This is a genomic window from Desulfolithobacter sp., assembly GCF_054025815.1.
In genome coordinates, this window is record NZ_JBPMMS010000035.1 from 49,025 (window position 1) to 70,668 (window position 21,644).

General features: G+C 58.6%; 17 protein-coding genes. 14 read left to right on the forward strand and 3 right to left on the reverse strand.

The genetic code is table 11. The features are described from left to right. Window positions 1-77 precede the first annotated feature (77 nt). The 4 genes from ACXJJY_RS10165 to ACXJJY_RS10180 are packed head-to-tail and all read left to right on the forward strand — an operon-like array spanning window position 78 to window position 5,766. Window positions 78-1,106 (forward strand): histone deacetylase family protein, encoded by a 1,029-nt coding sequence (locus ACXJJY_RS10165; protein ID WP_456387447.1) that lies wholly within the window; start codon window positions 78-80, stop codon window positions 1,104-1,106. Next, the gene (locus ACXJJY_RS10170; protein WP_456387448.1) at window positions 1,097-1,762 is read left to right on the forward strand and encodes a CBS domain-containing protein; all 666 of its coding nucleotides are present in this window, start codon (window positions 1,097-1,099) and stop codon (window positions 1,760-1,762) included. The genes ACXJJY_RS10165 and ACXJJY_RS10170 overlap by 10 nt, the downstream gene beginning before the upstream one ends. Next, window positions 1,759-3,876: an acetate--CoA ligase alpha subunit gene (acs, locus tag ACXJJY_RS10175; RefSeq protein ID WP_456387449.1), complete on the forward strand. Its 2,118-nt coding sequence runs from the start codon at window positions 1,759-1,761 to the stop codon at window positions 3,874-3,876. The genes ACXJJY_RS10170 and acs overlap by 4 nt, the downstream gene beginning before the upstream one ends. 9 nt (window positions 3,877-3,885) lie before the next feature. Beyond that, window positions 3,886-5,766: a GNAT family N-acetyltransferase gene (locus tag ACXJJY_RS10180; RefSeq protein WP_456387450.1), complete on the forward strand. Its 1,881-nt coding sequence runs from the start codon at window positions 3,886-3,888 to the stop codon at window positions 5,764-5,766. Window positions 5,767-5,819: 53 nt separating this feature from the next. Here ACXJJY_RS10180 and ACXJJY_RS10185 read toward each other — a convergent pair whose 3' ends face one another. From ACXJJY_RS10185 to ACXJJY_RS10195, 3 genes are all read right to left on the reverse strand, one after another. Further along, on the reverse strand, window positions 5,820-6,251 hold the full coding sequence (locus ACXJJY_RS10185) for an arsenate reductase ArsC (protein ID WP_456387451.1): 432 nt from the start codon (window positions 6,249-6,251) through the stop codon (window positions 5,820-5,822). Between the two features lie 211 nt (window positions 6,252-6,462). Continuing rightward, complete coding sequence (locus ACXJJY_RS10190; RefSeq protein WP_456387452.1) at window positions 6,463-8,004, reverse strand: ABC transporter substrate-binding protein; 1,542 nt, start codon at window positions 8,002-8,004, stop codon at window positions 6,463-6,465. Between the two features lie 319 nt (window positions 8,005-8,323). After that, the gene (locus tag ACXJJY_RS10195) at window positions 8,324-9,463 is read right to left on the reverse strand and encodes a (Fe-S)-binding protein (RefSeq protein ID WP_456387453.1); all 1,140 of its coding nucleotides are present in this window, start codon (window positions 9,461-9,463) and stop codon (window positions 8,324-8,326) included. 234 nt (window positions 9,464-9,697) lie between these two features. On the opposite strand from ACXJJY_RS10195, the gene uvrB reads away from it, so the two are divergent. The 10 genes from uvrB to cbiB all read left to right on the forward strand — a co-directional run bounded on the left by uvrB (window position 9,698) and on the right by cbiB (window position 21,565). After that, window positions 9,698-11,722: an excinuclease ABC subunit UvrB gene (uvrB, locus tag ACXJJY_RS10200; protein ID WP_456387454.1), complete on the forward strand. Its 2,025-nt coding sequence runs from the start codon at window positions 9,698-9,700 to the stop codon at window positions 11,720-11,722. Next, the gene (locus tag ACXJJY_RS10205; protein ID WP_456387455.1) at window positions 11,715-12,389 is read left to right on the forward strand and encodes a lysophospholipid acyltransferase family protein; all 675 of its coding nucleotides are present in this window, start codon (window positions 11,715-11,717) and stop codon (window positions 12,387-12,389) included. Before uvrB ends, ACXJJY_RS10205 begins: the two co-directional genes overlap by 8 nt. A gap of 111 nt (window positions 12,390-12,500) precedes the next feature. Next, window positions 12,501-13,007 carry a shikimate kinase gene (locus tag ACXJJY_RS10210; protein WP_456387456.1) on the forward strand — a complete coding sequence of 169 codons (507 nt, stop codon included), beginning with the start codon at window positions 12,501-12,503 and terminating at the stop codon, window positions 13,005-13,007. Between the two features lie 23 nt (window positions 13,008-13,030). Next, window positions 13,031-14,782 (forward strand): ARMT1-like domain-containing protein, encoded by a 1,752-nt coding sequence (locus tag ACXJJY_RS10215; RefSeq protein ID WP_456387457.1) that lies wholly within the window; start codon window positions 13,031-13,033, stop codon window positions 14,780-14,782. A 62-nt stretch (window positions 14,783-14,844) separates the two neighbouring features. Further along, entirely contained in the window at window positions 14,845-15,429 is a 585-nt protein-coding gene (locus ACXJJY_RS10220; RefSeq protein ID WP_456387458.1) for a histidine phosphatase family protein, read from the forward strand. A gap of 1 nt (window position 15,430) precedes the next feature. Next, complete coding sequence (gene cobU, locus ACXJJY_RS10225; protein WP_456387459.1) at window positions 15,431-15,970, forward strand: bifunctional adenosylcobinamide kinase/adenosylcobinamide-phosphate guanylyltransferase; 540 nt, start codon at window positions 15,431-15,433, stop codon at window positions 15,968-15,970. A gap of 114 nt (window positions 15,971-16,084) precedes the next feature. Beyond that, window positions 16,085-17,188 (forward strand): nicotinate-nucleotide--dimethylbenzimidazole phosphoribosyltransferase, encoded by a 1,104-nt coding sequence (gene cobT, locus ACXJJY_RS10230; protein WP_456387460.1) that lies wholly within the window; start codon window positions 16,085-16,087, stop codon window positions 17,186-17,188. Beyond that, the gene (gene cobS, locus ACXJJY_RS10235; RefSeq protein WP_456387461.1) at window positions 17,185-17,961 is read left to right on the forward strand and encodes an adenosylcobinamide-GDP ribazoletransferase; all 777 of its coding nucleotides are present in this window, start codon (window positions 17,185-17,187) and stop codon (window positions 17,959-17,961) included. Before cobT ends, cobS begins: the two co-directional genes overlap by 4 nt. After that, window positions 17,958-20,564, forward strand: a complete 2,607-nt coding sequence (locus tag ACXJJY_RS10240) for a cobyric acid synthase (RefSeq protein ID WP_456387462.1) — start codon at window positions 17,958-17,960, stop codon at window positions 20,562-20,564. Before cobS ends, ACXJJY_RS10240 begins: the two co-directional genes overlap by 4 nt. Then, window positions 20,561-21,565, forward strand: a complete 1,005-nt coding sequence (cbiB, locus tag ACXJJY_RS10245) for an adenosylcobinamide-phosphate synthase CbiB (protein ID WP_456387463.1) — start codon at window positions 20,561-20,563, stop codon at window positions 21,563-21,565. The genes ACXJJY_RS10240 and cbiB overlap by 4 nt, the downstream gene beginning before the upstream one ends. Window positions 21,566-21,644 lie beyond the last annotated feature (79 nt).

Consider the following 21,644-nt stretch of genomic DNA (forward strand, 5'->3'; position numbering starts at 1 on the left):
TCATTGCGGATTGTCGTTGACTAGTGGTGGTAAACCAGCTACACACATGAGTGTCGTTTTTTAATCCAGGACAGGTCATGACCACGGTTCCACAGATAGCTCTTATCAGGGATCCCCGCTTCCTTGAACATGATACCGGGGGCGGTGACCATCCGGAAGCCCCTGAACGGCTGCTGGCCATCGAGCGGCAGATCCGGAACGGACCCCTGGGCCCCTGTCTTGCTTTTCACCCATCCCGTATGCCGCTGCGGGAAGACTTGCTCTCCTTTCATTCCGAAGCCTGGCTTTTCCGTTTCGAAGAGGCCGTCCTTGCCGGACGCACCTATATCGACCACCCTGACAATCAGGTGGGTTATGAGACCTTCCAGGTGGCCCAGCTTTCCGCTGGCAGTGGCATGGTGGCGGTTGACCTGGTGGAGGCGGGATTTTCCGGACCGGTCTTTGCCTGTACCAGGCCGCCGGGACATCATGCCGAACCCGGGATGCCTCTTGGTTTCTGTTTCCTGAACAACTGTGTGCTGGCGGTCCGTTACTGGCAAAAGAAGTATGGCCGTCACCGGATCTGCGTGCTCGATTTTGACGCCCACCACGGCAACGGTATCCAGACGGCTTTTGCCGACGACGCGGACATTCTTTATATATCAATCCATGAACATCCCAGTTTCAGCTATCCTGGAACCGGTTATCGGGAAGAACAGGGGCTTGGTTCGGCCCGGGGGACGGTGCTCAATATCCCCCTGGCACCTGGTACCGGCGATGGTCTGGTCATCGAAGCCCTTGATGGGCCGGTGACAGACGCCCTGGAGCGGTTTCAGCCGGAGTGCCTGGTGGTGGCCGCCGGTTTTGACGCCCACCAGCTTGATGACATGTCGGGCCTGGCCTGGTCCACGGACATGTATCGGCTTATCGGTTTCCGGCTGGGTGGTTGGGCGGCGCATTTATGTCGTGGGCGGATGATATCCATTCTTGAGGGTGGTTATCATCCGGACTCCCTGGCCGCCAGTGTGGAGGTCTACCTGGCAGGTCAGCTTTCAGCGGTAACCGGATCGGAAATCACTGGTTTCTCCGTTCTGGATAACAGGGGAGAAGATAAAAGATGTTTGTAACTTGCCATATGACTCCTAAACCGGTGACTGTCAGGCCTGATGTCTGCATCCCCGAAGCCAGAAAAATTCTTTTGGAGCACGGATTTCGACACCTTCCGGTGGTGGATGACAAGGGCCGGCTGCAGGGCATGGTCACGGACCGGGATCTGCGCCTGGCCTATCCGTCGTCGGTGCTCGACGAGGACGAGCGGCAACTGGTCCTGGACCGGGTCAGGAGAACACCGGTTCAGGCCATAATGTCCAGGGAGTTCGTTACCCTTTCCACTGTTTCGACCCTGGACGACGCTCTGCTCCTGTTCCAGAATCACAAAGTGGGGGCCTTGCCGGTCCTGGATCGGAAGGGACTGCTGGTCGGTATCCTGTCTCTCAACGATCTGGTTTCGGCCTACAGTTCGCTTTTTGGCCTGAAAGAAAGGGGCTCGTGCCTGGTAGCGGCTACAGATAGCGGGGAGCCGGGAGCACTGGGACGCTTGATCCTGGCCCTCGAAGAACACGATATCCATGTGACCCGGGTGATCCGCTCCGATCATCGGGATAACGAGCCGGACATGCTTTATTTCCGGATCAGTACCTGTAATATACCCGCAGTGCACCGGCTCATAGAACAGGCTGGTTTTACGGTGCAACTGCCGGGTGAGAAGAGGATGGGTTCATGACACTTGAAAAATTTTTTGCTCCCGGTTCCGTGGCGGTCATCGGAGCCTCCAGGACACCGGGCAAGGTAGGCCATGATATCCTGAAGAATCTGGTGGAATCGGGCTTTGAGGGTCCCATTGTCCCGGTCAATCCGGCCGGTGGGGAAATTCTTGGCCAAAAGGTCTACCAGCGTCTGGCCGACTATGACCAGACGGTTGATCTGGCAGTGATCGTCCTTCCCAGTCAGTTTGTCCTGCAGGCGGCCCGTGAGGCAGTGGCCAAACGGGCCGGGGCGGTGGTGGTTATCAGCGCCGGATTCAGGGAGGTTGGTGACGAAGGGCGCAAGCTGGAAGAGGAACTGGCTGACATCGTCCGTCGAGGCGGGGCCCGGATGCTTGGCCCCAACTGCCTGGGACTGATCAATACAGCCACTCATCTCAACGCGTCTTTTGCCGGCCGTATGCCCGAGCCGGGCTCCATCGCGGTTTTCTCCCAGTCCGGCGCCCTGTGTACCGCCATGCTCGATATGGCTGCCCAGCGGCACCTTGGGTTGTCCAAACTGGTCTCCATTGGCAACAAGGCTGACATCACCGAGGTGGATTTGCTCAGGGCTCTGGCCGATGACGACGACACGTCGGTTATTGTCGGCTATCTGGAAGATATCAGTTCCGGCGACCATTTTGTCAAGGCCGCGGAACGGGCCTGTCTGAAAAAACCGGTGATCCTGCTCAAGTCCGGAACCACTGCTGCCGGACGTAAGGCCGCAGCCAGCCATACCGGTGTCCTGGCCGGGACGGATACAGCTTTTGGGGCCGCCTTCAAGCGCTCGGGAGTCTGCCGGGCCGATACCTTTGAAGCGCTTTTCGACTACGCGACCGCCATGGACATGCAGCCCCTGCCCCGGGGAAAGAGGGTGCTCATCATCACCAATGCCGGTGGTCCGGGGACCATGGCCGCCGATGCGGTGGAAAAAACAGGACTTGAGGTGGCGGTTCTGGACAGAAACACCACCACGGCCCTGCGGGCCCGGCTGCCGGCCAGCGCCTCGGTGGGCAACCCGGTTGACGTGCTGGGTGATGCCGATCCGGAGCGGTACGTGGCCGCTCTGGAAGCAGCCCAGGAAGATGAGTCCGTGGATGCTATTCTGGTCCTTTTGACTCCGCAGGCGATGACCAAACCGGTGGATACCGCCAGGGCCATTGCCGCCTCCCTGGACGGCTCAAAGCCGGTGCTGGCGTCGTTCATGGGCGGCAAGGACGTTCTGCCTGGACGCCAGGAACTGGCCGCAGCCGGTCTCCCGGATTATGAATCACCGGAACGGGCGGTGTCAGCGCTCAAAGCCATGTACGATTACAATGTCTGGCGCCGCCGGCCGCCGCGTCAGGTGACCCGTTATCCGGTTAACCGGCGGCGGGTGGAACGGATCATCACCCGTCGGCAACGTACCGGCAGGCTCCAGCTCAGCGAGGTGAAGAGTAAAGATATTCTCAAGGCGTACGGCTTTCACATCATGAAGGGCAGTCTGGCCGGCAGCGTGGACGAGGCCATCGAGATTGCCCGGTTCATTGGCTTTCCGGTGGCCATGAAGATCGTCTCGCCCGATATCATCCACAAGACCGATCTCGGTGGAGTACGCCTTGGTCTGGCAACAGCCCAGGAAGTGGAGGACGCGTATGATCTGATGATGCTGCGTATAAAAAAACAGGTGCCCGACGCGGTGATCGAGGGAGTGTATGTGGAGAAAATGGCAGATCCTGGTCTGGAGGTGATCATCGGCATGACCAGGGATCCCCAGTTCGGTCCCATGCTGATGTTCGGCCTGGGCGGTATCTTTGTCGAAGTGATGAAGGATGTTACCTTCCACCTGGCACCCATTACCCGTGAGGAGGCGGTACAGATGCTCAAGTCCACTCGCTCCTATGAGATGCTCAAGGGAAAACGGGGCCGCAAGGAGGTCGATATCGAGGCCATTGCCGGATCCCTGCAGCGGATCAGCCAGTTGACAACGGATTTTCCCCAGATTGTCGAGCTCGATATCAACCCCCTGATCGTCGGCGAAATCGGGACCGTACCAACGGCGGCCGATGCCAGGATGACCCTGACGCCAGCGAAAAATATTCCGTCACCGAGGTAGGAGGAACCCATGGAATACAACAGTGACTGGAAAGAGCGCTTTGCAGATATGATCGCCACCCCGGCCAAGGCGCTCTCCCACCTGCGTCCCGGGCAGAGGGTTTTTATTGGTACCGGCTGCGGTGAACCGGTGGAGCTGGTCCGGGCCATGACCGACCGGGCCGGAGAGCTGTCTGATGTGGAGATCGTCCAGCTTATCACCAAGGGTGACGCGCCCTATGCCGAGAAGCACCTGGCAGAGTGTTTTACCATCAATTCCTTCTACATAGGTTCCAATGTCCGCGGTATGATCCAGGAAGGGGTTGGGGCCTATACCCCCATTCTGCTCTCGGATATTCCTGACCTTTTCCACAGCGGTCGGTTGCCGCTGGACGTGGCTCTTATCCAGGTGACTCCTCCTGATGTACGGGGCAAGATGAGCCTGGGAATCTCGGTGGATATCGTTCGTTCCGCGGTGGAGAATGCATCCCTGGTCATTGCCCAGGTCAACCCCAATATGCCCTGGACCCACGGCAGCTCGCAGGTGGATGTCTATGATCTCGATATTCTGGTCCCGGTAGAGTCACCGCTTATTGAGCAGGAACATCATTCAACCCACGAAATCAGCGGTAAAATAGCCAGGTACGCGGCCGCCCTCATTCCCGACGGCGCTACCCTGGAGCTCGGACTGGGTCGGGTGCCGGGTCTCGGCCGGCTGACCCACGCAGTGCTTGATCATCTCTACGACAAGAAAGACCTGGGGATTCACACCGAGATGATCACTGACTCGATCATCGACCTGGTGGAGTGCGGGGTGATCACCGGACGACGCAAGACCATCGATCAGGGCAAGATTACCACCTCGTTTTGCATGGGTACCAGAAGGCTCTATGATTTTGTCAACGATAACCCGAACGTCTGTTTCCGTCCTACAGAATATGTCAACAACTCCGAAGTGATAGCCGGGCAGAAACGGATGGTGGCGGTCAACATGGCCCTGGAGATAGATCTCACCGGCCAGGTCTGCTCAGACTCTGTTGGCGGCCGGTTCTATTCGGGTATCGGCGGCCAGGTCGATTTCAATCGAGGCGCGGTCCGCTCGGAAGGGGGCAAGTCGATCCTGACCCTGCCTTCTGTAAACGAGGACGGCAGCCGTTCACGTATCGTTGCCCGGCTTCAGCCAGGCTCAGGGGTGGTCATAACCCGGGGTACGGTCCAGTATGTGGTCACCGAGTATGGGGTAGCCTTTCTCCATGGCAAATCGATCCAGGAGCGGGTCATTTCACTGATTTCCATCGCTCATCCGGATTTTCGCGAACAGCTTTTCCGGGAAGCGATCGAGACCAGGTTGATCCACCCGGAAATGGAGGAGCTCGGTGACCGGTTCTTCATTCCCGGCGAAGATTATATGCGCACAACCATGTTGCTCGACGACGGGACCCTGGTCTCCTTCCGTTCCATTCGTCCCACCGACGAACCGCACATGCGCGAACTGATGTACAACCTGTCCCAGGAGACCGTCTACTACCGTTTTATGAGCCGGCAGAAACGGTTCACCCACCGGCAGTTGCACGATTTCGTCTATATCGACCATCGCAAGGATGTGGCCGTTGTCGGCACCGTGCCCGAGGCCCACGGTGAGGCGATCATCGCGGTGGGACGCTATTATCTCAATGAACGGACCAACAAGGCCGAGGTTGCCTTCGTGATTCAGGATCAGTGGCAGGGTAAGGGGATCGGCACCTTTCTCTTCCGGCATCTGATCACCATTGCCAAGCGAAACGGTATCGCCGGGTTCACGGCCGAAGTTCTGCGGGACAACTACCGGATGCAGGCCATTTTCAACCACTCGGGCTACAAGGTCAAGAGTCGTCTGGAGGAGGGGGTCTACAGTTTTGAGATCGAATTTTAGTGTTTATTGTTTACTGTTTATCTCTTTTCCCGCCCTGTGGCAGCCTGATCGTCTCAGGCGAGGTTGGCCGGCATGGCTTCCACAAAGGCTTTGATTTCGTCGCGTACCCTTCGGTAGCAGGCAAGGGCTTCTTCTTCGCTTTTTGCCGTGGCTGCAAGCCTGGGCGGATCGTCGAATCCCTGATGGATGATACGGGTATGGCCGGGAAAGAAAGGGCAAGACTCGTGGGCATGGTCGCAGACCGTGATCACGTAATCGAAGTCCTGTTCCGGCAGCTCTTCGATGAGGGTCGAGCTCTGGGTCGAGATGTCTACCCCGGCCTCGTTCATGACCCGGACCGCTTTGGGGTTGAGCCCATGACGCTCGATACCGGCAGACCAGACATCGATGATGTCGGAATGCAGCACCCGGGCCCAGCCTTCGGCCATCTGGCTGCGGCAGGAGTTGCCGGTACAGAGAAAGAGAATTTTCAGTTTGCGGTTCATTGGTTTCCGGTTTTTTTTTGAGAGACTCTTCTCTGCTGAACTCGCAGAAAGCCCATATCTTTTTTTTACCAACGGACAGGTCGCGGCGGCAAAGCCCTGCCTGAAGCCAAGGCCTGTCACCCTGGAGTCCATCTCGAAGTTGTCTTGTCGGGATGCAGCGGTGAACAACGGTCCGTGGCCGGATAGTAGCAGCCGTTGGCTTGCCGGGGAATCATCTGGCCCAGCGCACACCGTTCAGGTAGGATTTGAGCTCATGGGGATCGATGTTCACTCCTTCGATCCGGTCGCTCAGGCCGATGATGTGTTCATACCAGGAGACCGGGATAACGGGCAGCTCACGCTGGAGGACAGTCAGGATCTCCAGCCGCAATGCTTTGGCCTGGTTCTCGTCAAAGGTTTGAAGATACCTGTCCAGCATTCCGTTGATCTTTTCCGACTGCCAGTGGAAGGCGCCCCAGTTGCCGGGGTCGGGGCCAAAATCATTGTAGATGGTTCCGATGGCATCTGGAATCAGGGCGAAATTTCTGGCAACCAGGGCGGCCTGCAACGTGTCGTCGGCCCGATGGGCAAGGTAATCCGAACCCGTGCCCACGACGACGTGCACCTTGATACCGATCCTGCGTAACTGTTCCTTGAGCGAAGCGGCGATGACCGGCAGCATGGGTCGGGTACTGTAGGTCCGCAGTTCGAATTCAAACCGCTGGCCGTTTTTTTGCAAGATACCATCCTTACCGGGCTGCCAGCCCTCCTCCTCAAGCATTTTTCGGGCTTGCAGCAGGTTGTACTCCAGTGGTTTCAGCTCCGGGGTGTGCCACATGGCGGCGCTATAGGGCAGAAGCTGGGTGGCCATGGAGTTGGGATGGCGCAGCATGCTGGAGGCAATGCCGCGACGGTCAATGGCAAGGCTCAGGGCCTGACGGCTGCGAATTGTGGAGAAAAAGGGTTGTGAACAGTTGAGGATCAGCAGTCTGGTGCGGGGAATAGTCATGGTCACCACCCGGACGGTTCCGGCGGCCCGCAGTTGGCTCAGGACAGTGGGCGAGAGGGTAAAGGCCATGTCTGCTTCACCGTCTCGGATCATGAGAGCCCGGCGGCCGGCCTCGGGTACAGCCAGGTAGCGAGCATGCTGTACCTGTGGTTTTTCTCCCCAGTAGGTGGGATTGGCCTGGAAATCGAACCGGCTGTCACCCTCGTGACCGGTGAGAATGTACGGCCCGGTTCCGATAACATGCCTCAGGTGGCCCTGGTCATCAAAGGAGTTTTCAGAAACAATACCTGCTGAGTAATGGGCCAGGTAGGAGGGCAGGGGGGCAAAGGGCTGGCTGGTGGTGATGCGCAGGATTTGAGGCGAGACCGGGATGATTTCCTTGATTCTTGCCCTGGTAAGGATGCTTTTGTTTTTCAGGGCAAGGTTGAGGCTCTTGCTTACAGCCCTGGCGGTCAGGGGGGTCTGGTCATGGAAGGTGACGTTTGATCTGAGGGTGAAGGTCCAGGTCAACCGGTCCGGGCTGACGCTCCAGGACTCTATGAGATGGCCGACAATCCGGCCCCGGTCGTCGGTCGTGGTCAGGGTCTCGACGCAACCCATCCTGGTAAAGATAAATCCGGACCTCTGGAGATCCATCCCCTTCAGCCGCCAGGGCGCGACAATGGTCAGTACTTTCTCCTCTTTTTTTTCCACTGCCGCCATGGTCGTGGAAAAAAAGAGCGTGAACATCAGGAGAGTGATACCCGGAAGTATGAACCGTTTCATCTGTTTCTCCTGTATTTTGAGGATTCCCCGGTGGCGATCATTCACCTGTCCGGTGGATACTTCAGCCTGACGGATTGGGGGTGAATGTCAGCCGGGACCTGGCTTTTGAAAACACAGTTCCAACCCATAAAATTTTTAATAACAGGTGGGCAGGTATGCTGTCAAGGCCGGAGATATTCATGATCTCTTCGTGTTATCAACTTGTTGCATGGACAGACATAATATATGTATGTTTGTGGTGAAACAGTTTGAATTCAGGAGGATGATTGAAAATCGTCTTTTGTTTTAAAACTGGCAAGCCATGGTGCAAACCACAGATTCATGCTTCCATGAGGATCTTTTGAAAAAAACGCTTTAGCCTCCAGCGATTGAGATAGGTCCAGGGCGTCCTGGCACTCTTGGTCCGGCCGGCCAGGGTCAGCTCAGGCTCAAAGAGCAGGTCAAGGATGTGGACAGCAGGTGTGAGCGGGGTAAGAAATTCAGTGCAGCCGGCACAATAGGTCAACATGACCATGCCCTCGGCTTCCCGGCTCCGGAGTTCCCCCCATTTGCGGGCAAATTCCGGACAGACACAGCCAGCCGACCCCCCTTCGCCACAACAGATGGTTTTTGTGCCATGATGGGGCATCTCATGAATCTGGAGTGATTTTTTTTCGGCCAGTCGGCGGATGACTTGATGGATATCTGTGCGGGTCCTGGTGCCGCAGGGGTCATGGACGGTGACATCGGAAGCCATGTCCGGGGTCCGGGGAAGTACGGTCATGTCGAGATGTTCGTACACTGTTATGACCTGGAGCCCCTGACCATACTCGGAAAAGATCCGGTGGCAGTTGGGACAGGCCACCAGGATTCTTTTGACGCCCTTCTCCAGGAGTGACCTTGTCAGTTTCCCAAACTTGACCTGGAAAGATTGCTGCCTGCCCAGGTCGTGGGATGGTTTGTTGCAACAGGCCAGTACTGTTCCCAGGCGCGGGATGGTCTGCCGGAGATGATCGAAAAGCTGCCTTACCCGGGTGGGTCGGGTTCCGGGCAGGGCGCAGCCGGGGAAGAACACCGTGTCACAGCCCCGGGGCAGACCATGGAAAGTTAATATTGGCGCATTCCCGGCCCGCTCGTAAAAGAGGATTCCCCGGTGGCGGGAAAAATCAACCACTCCGCGGGCAACCGCTTCCCGGCGGATGGCCAGGAAAAAAGCGGCCGGATCAAGACCGATTTTCGGTGGGCAGACAGCGGTGCACAATCCGCAGAGACTGCAGCCAAAGGCGATACCAAATATCCGCTGGTCAAAAGTTTCGGCAATGGATCCCGGGGAGCCGTGTTTCTGGAGAAAAGAGCATTCTCTCACGCACAACCCGCAGTGGACGCAGCGGGTGGCATGGTCATGGAGCAGCTTGTGAAGGGCAGGGTGTACCGGTCCTGGATCCGGGGATATTTTTTTCTCTTTCTTTTGGATCATCATCTTGTCGGACCGTCTCCAGGGCACCAGGATGGGGCCGGAGCCATAATCTGATTTTTTCCTCTCCGGCGCCGGCAATCGCTCTGCAAAGCTACCTGGTTATGCCTCTTTTGACAAGCGGTGATGGCTGTCACCGTTGCGGTTGAGCGACAAGCGGAGTATTGTGGCAGGGTTGTCCCTGGATCGGGCAACGACCGTATCTGTCTCCACTTCTTTTTTTGATATTCATCTGGACGTATGGACACACCTTTTGAGCTTGTATCCAGTTTTACCCCTGCCGGGGACCAGCCGCGGGCCATTGAGCTGCTCAGCCGGGGGATCGAAGATGGAGTCCGGGACCAGGTGCTCCTGGGGGTGACCGGCTCGGGCAAGACCTTCACCATGGCCCAGGTAGTGGCCCGGGTCCAGCGGCCCACCCTGGTCATTGCCCCCAACAAAACCCTGGCAGCCCAGCTCTTTTCCGAGTTCCGCGAGCTTTTTCCCCACAATGCGGTGGAATATTTTGTCAGTTATTACGACTATTACCAGCCAGAAGCCTACATTCCCCAGTCTGACACCTACATTGAAAAGGATTCATCGATCAACGATGCCATCGACAAGATGCGTCATTCGGCCACCCGTTCGTTGCTGACCCGGCGCGATGTGCTGATCGTGGCCTCGGTATCGTGCATCTACGGCCTTGGTTCGCCCGAAGAGTATCGGGATATGCACCTGTTTCTTCGCCGGGACACGGATTATCCCATGGAAGATGTCCAGCGGCGGCTGGTCTTCATGCTTTATGAACGCAACGAGACTTCGTTTCACCGCGGTACCTTCCGGGTCCGGGGTGACGTGATCGAGATTTTCCCGGTCCACGAGGATGACGTGGCCATCCGGGTGGAATTCTTCGGTGACACCGTGGAGACCATTTCGCTCATCGATCCTCTGCGCGGAGTGGTGCTCCGGGAAATGGATGAACTGACAGTGTTCCCGGGCAGCCATTTTGTCACCGGCCGGGAGCGGCTGCGCCTTGCCATGCACGCCATCCGCGAGGAACTGCGACTGCGCCTGGACGAGCTGCAGGCCGCGGGTCGGCTGGTGGAGGCCCAGCGGCTCGAGCAACGGACCATGTTTGATCTGGAAATGATCCAGGAACTGGGCTACTGTAACGGGATCGAAAACTACAGCCGCCATCTTACCGGCAAGGAACCTGGAGCGCCACCCCCCAACCTGCTTGACTACTTTCCCGACGACTACATCATGTTCATTGACGAGTCGCATATTGCCGTGCCGCAGATAGGCGGCATGTACAACGGAGACCGGTCCCGGAAGAAGACCCTGGTGGAGTACGGCTTTCGCCTGCCTTCGGCTCTGGATAACCGGCCGTTGCGGTTCGATGAATTCGAGGAGCGTGTCAACCAGGTGATCTATGTCTCGGCCACCCCGGGCGACTACGAGATGCAGCGAGCCGATGGCCGGGTGGTGGAGCAGCTGATTCGGCCCACAGGTCTGCTTGATCCACGGATCGAGGTCCGGCCGGCCACAACCCAGGTGGATGATCTGCTGGAAGAGATTCGTCAGCGGGAGGAATGTGGCGAGGCCGTGCTGGTAACCACCCTGACCAAGCGGATGGCTGAAGATCTGACCGAATACTATGAAAATGTCGGGGTCCGCGTCCGGTATCTCCATTCAGATATCGATACCCTGGAAAGGGTGGAGTTGATCCGCGAGATGCGCCGCGGCGCATTCAACGTCCTGATCGGCATAAACCTGCTGCGCGAGGGGCTCGATATTCCCGAGGTATCGCTGGTGGCCATCCTTGACGCCGACAAGGAGGGGTTTCTCCGCTCCGAGCGCTCTCTGGTCCAGACCTGCGGCCGGGCAGCCCGCAACGCAAACGGCATGGTCATCCTCTATGCCGACCGGGTGACCAGGTCCATGCAGTACACCATCGACGAGACCAACCGCCGCCGTGCCATACAGGACGCCTACAACCGCGAACACGGGATTGAGCCACAGACCATTATCTCACAGGTCAAGGATTCCATGACCGAGCATCTCAAGGCTTCGGGCTGGGAGGGACATGGTTTGGACAGCGCCCACGGTCTCCTGGAGGCTGCGGAACCGGAGCTGGACTATCGCGACCTTGGCGATCTTCGTTCCCGTATTCGCGAGCTGGAGAAAAAAATGCATGAGGCTGCTGCGGAACTGGAGTTCGAGGAGGCCGCCATTTACCGGGACCAGGTCAGGAGGCTTAAACAGCTGGAGCTGGAAGTTGGCTGATACCCTCTATCATCTCTCACTTGGTGTTCTGCCCCGGTTTTATCTGGGGTTGAGCCGCATCTGGTACGGCAGCTGCCGGGAACGGGTCTACGGGTTTGAGGGTGTTATCCCGTGGCTTGACAAGGGGCCGGTGGTTGCCTGCTGCTGGCACTACTCGGTATTGTACATGTTGTATCATCTGCGGCATTATCCATCCGCTGTCATGGTCAGTGCCAGTCGCGATGGTGAATATGTGGCCCGGATTACGGAGCAGATGGGCCATCTGCCGTTACGAGGTTCCCGCAACCATGATGGGGCGCGGGCCCTCAAGGGTATGCTCAGGGCCATGCGGGATGGATACAATTGCGGACTGATCGGTGACGGTTCCCAGGGTCCGCCCCGCATCCTGCAGCCCGGCGCTATTCTTCTTTCGAGCCGAACCCGCGCTCCCATCGTCCCGATATCCTGGTCGGCCAGCCGTCACCTGGCCTTTTCCAGCTGGGACCGGCTCTCTCTGCCCCTGCCTCTGGCCCGGGTCCATGTGGTCTACGGTGAACCCTATCTGGTCCCGGAGGGGCTGGACAGCCAGGGCCTGGAGGAACAGCGGCTCCTGGTGGAGGATTTGATGAACCGGGTGTACCATCAGGCCTGGGGCATGGTTGGCAAAGAAGGACATCATTACACGTGATACAGTCATGATCACCAATATCGGGAAGGATATTGGCTTGTGAGACAAACAATTTGTGGACAGCATATTCTATGATACTATGTTGTCTCACCAGGAACAGGCGAGGATGAGATGGCAGACAATATCATACTCATAGGCTTCATGGGGGTGGGCAAGGGGAGAACGGCGAGGGAGCTTGCCCGCCGGACCGGTCTTGTCGCTGTGGACACCGATGACCTGATAGAGAGCATGGTCAAAAAGAAGATCCGCAGGATCTTTGCACAAGAGGGTGAGAGCCGTTTTCGAGAGCTGGAAAAACAGGTTGCTCTCTGGCTTGAAAACCACGTGCGGCAGACCATCGTTTCCACCGGGGGCGGTTTTTTCATGGTCGGTGATCTGCAGAGGCTGGGCAGGGTTTTTTACCTCCACTCTTCGGTGGAAGGCATACTTCAGGCCATCAACATGCACCCCAAAGCTAAGAAAAAAATAAAGAAACGGCCCCTTCTTCAGAATCTTGACCAGGCCCGGGAGCTCTACTGTCAGCGGCTGCCGCTCTATCGGCGGGCCGCGGATCGGGAGATCAACGTGGAGGGCAGGACCATTGACGAGGTGGCGGCCGAGATCGCCGGCTGCCTGTGATGAAAGACCGGGAAAACCACGTCATGCGTGAGCCTGAAAAAAAAATAATCCGGGGCGGTGATCCGGACCGCGACGCCTGGCTGACCAATTTCTACACCGAGAACCACATGGCCTACGAGGCCTTCCCGGACATGGTCGCCTCGCCGGAACAGCTTAATTTCATCGTCCACATGGACAGGGAGCAGTACTACTATCCCTGTTCGGACGAACTGTTCACCGCAATTATTCAGAAGCGGGCCGACACGTTGCTGACCCCTGCCTATATCCGCATCTGGAGCCGACTGGAACAGCTGGTCCGGAAGGTGATCATCGATCCGTACCGGCGACAGTACCTTCTGAGCCTGCTCACCATCAAGTATCAGCACGATACCTCCTCCATGGTTCTGCTGCCCTCCAGACTGGAAAAACGGCTACTGGGCATCTTTACCAATATCTCGGATATCAGCCGGCCTCTGGCCTCCCGGCGGGAGCTGGAAAACAAGCGGGTGGCCCGTTTTCTGGCCTCGCGGGATTTTCTTGAAGCCTTCAACGGCCGCGAGGGATTGAAAATCACCGAGGGGACAACGCTTGATGATATCGACCTCCAGGTGCATCTTCTCCGGCTTCAGCGACTGCTGCTGCTGTCCACGGTCAGGGAAATCTGGGAAGAGGAACAGCCGCCGGACATGAAAAAGCTGCGCCGGATCATGAACACCCCCATAGAGACCGGGGGCTGGAAGTGGTTCTGCGAGCGGCTCGCCGGGGTAATCTCCGGCCAGCACAAGCCTTATCTGCTCTGGCTCGGGGGGCGGGCAGGGGAAATCGTCTTTGACCTGGCCATCATCCGAGTCCTCATGAAACTGGGGATCAAGGTGATTCTGGCTGTCAAGCAGGCCTTTTACTACGACTACATCTCCTTTGCCGACGTCCTGGAGGATCCGGTGCTGGAAAAGGCCATGTCCGGGGCCGAGGTGATCGGTGATCCCCGGATCTCCAAGAAGGAGCTCCTTGGCAGGCTGGACAAGGACAACCGGCTGCTGGTGATCTCCGATGGCACCGGCGAGCAGTTTAACCCTCTGTTGACCTCGGTCACCTTTGCCCGTGCCTTCAAGGAGTCTGATCTGGTGATCAGCCGCTGCCCGGAGAGCAGGGAGTGCATAAACAATCATTTTCAGTTCACCAGGGACCTGGTTTCCATCCTGGCCGAGGACACCGGCAGGCTGGCCATCCATCTCAAGCCGCGCCATCCGGCGGTGATCCGTTTTTCTGAAGCCGATCTGCGGGCCAAGGCCCAGCACCTGATCTACATGGCCCGTAAGGAAAAGGAGAGGGGCAAGAAGATCATGTTCTACTCGGCCATCGTCGGTTCCATCCCCGGCCAGCTCGGAACCGCCAAGAAGATTCTCAACGTCTTCGTCGAACACCTGCGCTCCACACTCACCGACGTGGTGATCATCAATCCCGGTGAACATTTCGAAGAGGGTATGGATGCCGACGATATCATGTACATGTGGGAAATCTTCCAACGCTCCGGGGTGATCGATATCTGGCGCTTCCAGACCTATTCCGACATTGAGAAATCCTTTGAACTCATGGGTGAAAAGGTGCCGCCGGAATGGACCGGCAAGGACGCCACCTATTCCACCGGCTGTACCAAGGAGATGCAGATCGCCCTTGAGATGCAGCGGAAATATCCCGAGATGCAGCTCATCGGTCCGTCCTGGGAGAAATTCAAGCGCCGCCAGGAATACGGGGTCGGCAAACTCTATGACCGTGTACTCACGGACAGCAAGTAGTTGCAAATGTTTATCAATGTATGCTATGTACCGGCAGGCTGGCATACAGGGAGACGGTTGAGATGGCTGTCCGGATGCGACTGATCCGTCATGGCCGGACCGTGGCCCCGGAGGGTGTCTATGTCGGCTCGAGCGATGTGGCCCTGGAACCTGGAGCAAAGGACATGTTGCAGCGGCTTCGGCCCCTGCTCGAGTCCCATGCCGGACCGGTTTATGTCAGTCCCATGCGCCGTACCCGGGAAACCCTGGAGGCGGTTGACCCCGGCTGGGCACCGCAGCAGGTCCGTATGGATCCCCGGATTCGGGAGATTGATTTCGGCCACTGGGAGATGTGTTCCTATGCTGATATCTCCCGGCGGGATCCAGAGCTGATGGATGACTGGGCCAGGTACAAAGGATTTGTCTTTCCAGGCGGCGAATCCGTGGCCGGGTTTACCGGCAGGGTGAGGGATTTCCTGGCCGCGGTTCAGCAGGGCGAGGAAAGGGAGGTGGTGGTTATCACCCACGCAGGGGTGATCCGGACCATGATTTGCCTGGCCCTGGGTCTGGCCGAGCGCCATTACCTGCTTTTCGATGTCCGGCCGGGAACCATGACCGAGCTTCTGCTCTATTCCCAGGGGGGCGTCCTCACTGGATTCAATATCTGACATGGGTCATGTTATTCTCATAAGCGGCGGCTGCCGGTCGGGTAAATCCGCCTTTGCCCAGCAGCTCGCCGAAGAGACCGGGGACCAGCTCATTTTTCTTGCCACCAGTCCACCCCTGGACCAGGAGATGCAGGAACGGATCAGGCTCCATCGGGAAGAGCGGGCCCACAGGGGCTGGCAGACTGTGGAGGAGCAGATCCACCTGGCCCGGGCCATCGGCCACAGTCCGCCTCAGGCCACGATCCTGCTCGATTGTCTGACTCTTTGGATTAACAATATGCTCTATCTTTCTGAAAAAAGGGGTATACTGGTTGATGAAAAAAGCGTCAAAGATAGGGCCGAAGAGTTGCTTTCAACGTGCCGTGAGCGGCCGGGTACAGTGATCATGGTGACCAACGAGGTGGGTCTGGGCATTGTCCCGGAAAACAGGCTGGCCAGGCGCTACCGTGACCTGGTCGGACGCTGTAACCAGTGTGTCGGCCGGCAGGCTGACCAGGTCTACCTGGTCAGCTGTGGCGTCCCTCTCAAGTTAAAAGGCTGACACTCTTTTGTCCCGGCATGGCCTGGTGGCCCCTGGACGATGGCCTTCTGTTCAGGCTGAGCTGTACAGCCGGAAATGAAGCTGAAAAACGAAGATTAAAAACGATACAGGAAGATGCGACCTAAATCATTTCAGCCCAGACAGGATCAGGTGAATTTTCTCGAGGCAACTTTTCGCAAGATCTTTCCCCAGGATACCGAGTATCGGGAGAAGGCCAGGGCCAGGCTGGAACAGTTGACCATGCCTCACTGGGCCCTGGGTGATCTCATGGATCTGGCCGTGGACCTGGCCGGCATTACACGTTCACTCAAACCACCGGTCAGGCGCAAGCGGGTGGTGGTCATGGCCGGAGACCATGGGGTCACTGCCGAGGGTGTTTCCAGGTATCCTTCCGAGGTCACGGCGCAGATGATCTATAATTTCGTCAATGGCGGGGCCGGGATCAACGCCCTGGCCCGGCAGGCGGGTGCCGAGGTCACGGTGGTGGATATGGGTACGGCCGCGGATCTCGACGACCTGGTCAAAGAGGGCAAGATTATTGCCCGCAAGATCGGCCACGGAACCCAGAACATGGCCCACGGTCCGGCCATGACCAGGACTCACGCTGTCATGGCGGTGGAGGCCGGGATCGAGGTGGCCAGCCAGCTGGCCCCCAGGACCGATGTCTTTGGCACCGGAGACATGGGGATTGGCAACACTACTCCTTCCACGGCCATTGTCGCGGCCATGACCGGCGCGCCTGTGGCCGATGTCACCGGTCGGGGTACCGGTCTTGATGATGAGCAGCTCCGGAAAAAGATCCAGGTGGTGGAACGGGCCCTGAAGATCAACCGCCCGGACCCGTCCGACGGCATCGACGTACTCTCCAAGGTGGGGGGGTTCGAGATCGGTGGTATTGCCGGGCTCATCATAGGTGCGGCCGCTCATCGTAAGCCCGTGCTGGTGGACGGCTTCATCTCCACCGCCGGCGCCCTTATCGCCTATTCCCTGGAACCCTTTGTCCGCGATTTCATCATCTGCGCTCATCGCAGTGTAGAAAAGGGGCATCGGGCCATGCACGAGCGGCTCGGGCTCAGGCCCCTGATGAACCTGAACATGCGGCTGGGCGAGGGAACCGGCGCTGCCCTGGCCATGAATCTGGTGGAGGCGGCAGTGGCCGTGCTCACGGAAGTGGCCACTTTTGACGAGGCCGGCGTCACCGGCACCCCGGTCGAGTGATTCCGCGTTCGCCCTTCACTCCCGGCCATCTGGCGGCGGCTTTCCGTTTTCTTACCATCCTTCCTTTGCCCGGCAGACTGGGGACCACAGAAGAGGAACTGGCCGGCTCGGTGGGCTCGTTTCCGCTTATCGGTCTCCTGCTTGGGCTGGTCTGCGCTGCCGGGGCCTGGGTTTTGTGGCTGGTTCTGCCGCCTCTTCCGGCGGCGGCCGGCCTGACCCTGATGTTGCTGGCCCTGTCGGGCGGACTGCATCTGGATGGGTTGGCCGATACCGCGGACGGTTTTTTCAGTGCCCGGCCGGACAGGGCGCAGATTCTTGCCATTATGCGCGATTCACGGATCGGCGCCATGGGAGTGATTGCTCTGATCATGCTGTTGCTTCTCAAGACCACAGCCCTTTCCTCTCTCGACAGGTCCTCGATAATGGCCGCCTCCCTTCTTCTTCCCCTGGCCGGCCGCTGTGGTATTGTTCTGATGATGGGGCTTTTGCCCTATGCCCGCCCCGAAGGAGGCCTGGGCGGGCTGTTCTACACCAGTCGTTCCCGGCTTGTTGCAATCTGGGCCCTGTTCTTCACCAGCCTGGTCACTCTGCTGATCTCCGGAGTTTATGGACTGGTCATCCTGGGCGGAGCCATGGCGGGAATATGCCTGTTTGCCGCCTATTGCCGCCGGAAAATCGGCGGGGCCACCGGTGATACCCTGGGAGCGGCCTGTGAACTGGCCGAACTCTTCATGGCCCTTGGCTTTTCAGCCATGGCAGGAGGTGGGCGATGAGTTCAGGACACGGGGGCAATCTTGTGCGCCTGGCCCGGAAATATGGCTGCAAACCAGGCGATATCCTCGATTTCAGCGCTAACCTCAACCCATTGGGACCACCTCCCGGGCTGCGCGATATCCTCTCCCGCCATATCGGTGAGTTGGTCCATTACCCTGATCCGGATTCGACCCTCTTTCTTGAACGGGTCGCCAGGACCTGGAACCTTGATCCGGCCATGCTGGTTGCCGGGAACGGCACGTCGGAGCTGCTGTTCACCACGGTCCGCAGCCTGCCCGTCCGTCGTGGCGTTGTCCCTGTCCCGTGCTACATAGACTACGAATCTGCCTGCCGGGTCTGCGGCCTGCCGGTGGAGCGGCTGTTCCTGAGTCCGGACAACGGATTCGCGGTGGATCTGGAGGAACTGGGAAATATGCTCCGGCCAGGGGACCTGGTCTTCCTGGGCCAGCCGGCCAACCCCACCGGGGTGGTCACAGATCATCACACCCTGTTGACGTGCATACAGAGCCATCCGGACGTGTTTTTTATTGTAGACGAAGCCTTTGCCGGTTTTGTTTCCGGCTTGCACTCCCTGGCCGGTGCAGCCGACAATTTGATTACCCTCCACTCGCTGACCAAGATATTCGCCATCCCCGGCCTGAGGCTGGGCTTTCTCGCCGCAGCGCCTTCCCTGGCCGGCCGGATTCGTGCCCAGCTGGCTCCCTGGAGCGTCAACACCCTGGCCCAGGCCTGTGGGACCGCTTTTCTTGACAAAAAGGAGTATCTGTCCCGGACCGTGACCGTCACCGGCGAACTGCGCGAGCGGCTTGGAGGAGAGCTGGCCCGATTTTCCGGCCTCTCTGTTTTCCCGGGACAGGCCAACTACCTGCTGCTCAGGTCAAGCACCATTGCAGCCGATGAGCTGGCCCACCGGCTGATGGCCGATCATCGGATCGCCATCCGGACCTGCGGCAACTATCCGGGCCTTGACCTGAGCTATTTCCGGGTCGCGGTACGGCCACAGGAGGACAACCGCGCCCTGGTCGCAGCCCTGGAGCAACTCCTGGCCCGGCCCGGGATCACAGGCCCTGATCGGAAAAACAAAAACAGGAGCAGAAACAGTCGCAACCCGGCCAGGGCCCGCTCCATCATGTTTGTCGGCACAGGCTCGGACGTGGGAAAATCCGTGCTGGCTGCTGCGCTCTGTCGTGTCCTGCTCCAGGAGGGCGTCAGGGTGGCACCGTTCAAGGCCCAGAACATGTCACTCAATTCCTACGTCACCCGTGACGGAGGTGAAATGGGAAGGGCTCAGGTGGTCCAGGCCCAGGCCTGCCGCCTGGACCCGGACGTGCGGATGAATCCGGTGCTGCTCAAGCCTTCGTCGGATGTGGGTTCCCAGGTCATCGTTCTTGGCAGCCCGGTGGGCAACATGCGGGTGGACGAGTACGTGCGCTACAAGGAAAAGGCATGGCAGGAGGTATGCCGGGCCTACGACGAGCTGGCGATGGAATTCGATGTGCTGGTCCTGGAAGGGGCGGGCAGCCCCGGAGAAGTCAACCTCAAGTCGCATGACATCGTCAATATGCGCATGGCCCGCTATGCCGAAAGCCCGGTGCTGCTGACCGGGGACATCGACCGGGGCGGGGTCTATGCCTCTTTTGTCGGCCACCTGGAGGTCATGGACGAGTGGGAACGGCAACTGGTGGCCGGCTTTCTGGTCAACCGTTTTCGGGGCGACAGTTCGCTGCTGGCTTCGGCCCACGACTATATCCTGGAGCGGACCGGCAAACCGGTGCTGGGTGTCTTGCCCTATATCAGAGACCTTGGTCTGCCCCAGGAGGATTCTGTTTCGTTCAAAGCCGGGCTTTTTGACAAGCCCGTGCCGGACCAGGTCCACGTGACCCTGGCCCTTATCGACCTGCCCCATATCTCCAATTTCACCGACGTGGAGCCGTTGTTGGCCGAGCCGGACGTAGATTTGCGCATCATTCGCCGGGCCGAGGATCTGGGCTGTCCGGACGCTGTGATCCTGCCTGGATCAAAAAACGTGATCAACGATATCACTTATCTCCAGGAATCAGGCCTGGCCGGACTCATCTGTGAACTGGCCGGCCGGGGATGCGAGATTGTCGGTATCTGCGGTGGATTCCAGATGCTTGGCCGGGAGATCGGTGATCCCCTGGGACTGGAAGGAGAGCCAGGATCGGTCTGTTGCGGGCTTGGCCTGCTCGAAATGCGAACCGAGCTGGCCCCGGAGAAGACCCTGATCCGACGCCAGGGTATCCATGTCCCCTCCGGATCACCGGTCCATGGCTATGAGATTCACCACGGGGTGACCAGCACCAGGGGAGAGCCGCTCCTGGTGTTCGAAGACAACGCCACCTGTGGCCTGGCCGCTGATCCTGAAGGAGCGCTCAGGGTCTGGGGATCCTACCTGCACGGAGTTTTCGACAGCGATCCCTTTCGCCGCTGGTTCATCAACCGGTTACGGCGGGAGAAAGGTCTGGAGCCTCTGTCGGGTCCCGGGGCCACCTATGATCTCGAACCGGCCCTGGATCGCCTGGCCGGTGTTTTCCGTGCTCACGTTGACCTGGACGAGCTTTTCCGCCTGTTGGCCCTATGATTTTCTGTGCCGCCATTTACCTGGCCTTTCTCCTTGATCTTTTGTTTGGCGATCCCCGCTGGTTTCCCCACCCGGTCCAGCTCATGGGACGGCTGGCTTTGTTCCTGGAGAAGAGGTTCCGGTTTCTTTTTCGAGACCCGGGACTGGCCGGAACCCTCACCGCTCTGGCTTTGCTCTCCACTGTGGCGCTGGTCACTGCCGGACTCCTTGGTTTGGCAGCAATGCTCTCCAGGGCAGCCCTTTTCGTTCTGGCGGTTTTTTTTCTCTATACTACCATGGCCCTGCGCGACCTGCTCCAGCATGCCCTGGAGGTTTATCGGGCGCTCATAGATAACAAAGAGAGCCTGGATCCGGCCAGGAAAAAGGTGGCTATGATCGTTGGCCGGGACACCACCACCCTGGACCGGTCAGGCATTGTCCGCGCCTGTGTGGAAAGTGTGGCGGAAAACATGGCCGACGGGGTCATTGCCCCTCTTTTCTGGAGCTCGGTCGCAGCCCTGGGGGTTGTGTGTGCCGGCTGGCCGCAGTACGCCCCGGCAGCGGGCGCGGTGAGCGGCATGCTCTACAAGGCCGTGAACACTCTGGATTCCATGTTTGGCTACAAGAATGAACAGTATCTCCTTTTCGGCCGTTTTGCCGCCTGTCTCGACGACCTGGCCAATCTGGTACCTGCCCGTCTTGCCGCCCTGTTGATTATCGGTGCCGCCCGCCCGGGCGGAGGAAACGCCATGCGGGCGTTTACCGTCTGGCGAAGAGACCGCCATAACCATACCAGCCCCAATGCAGGTCACCCTGAATCTGCCATGGCAGGAGCACTGGGTGTCCGGCTTGGTGGTCCGGCGGTCTATTTTGGCCGACCAGTGGAAAAACCAACCCTTGGTGATCCGGTTCATGTTCCTGCTCCGCAACATATCCAGCAGGCCGGCAGGATTGTTTTTACTGGCTCTCTTCTGGCCATTTTTACAGCAGGAATTCTGATTCTTCTTTTTGATGTTTCCTGACCCTGCGAGTGCGGCTGGGCACTCAAGGTAACTGGATTTTGTCGCCGATCAGGTGCTTGACATACACGGTGCCTGATGC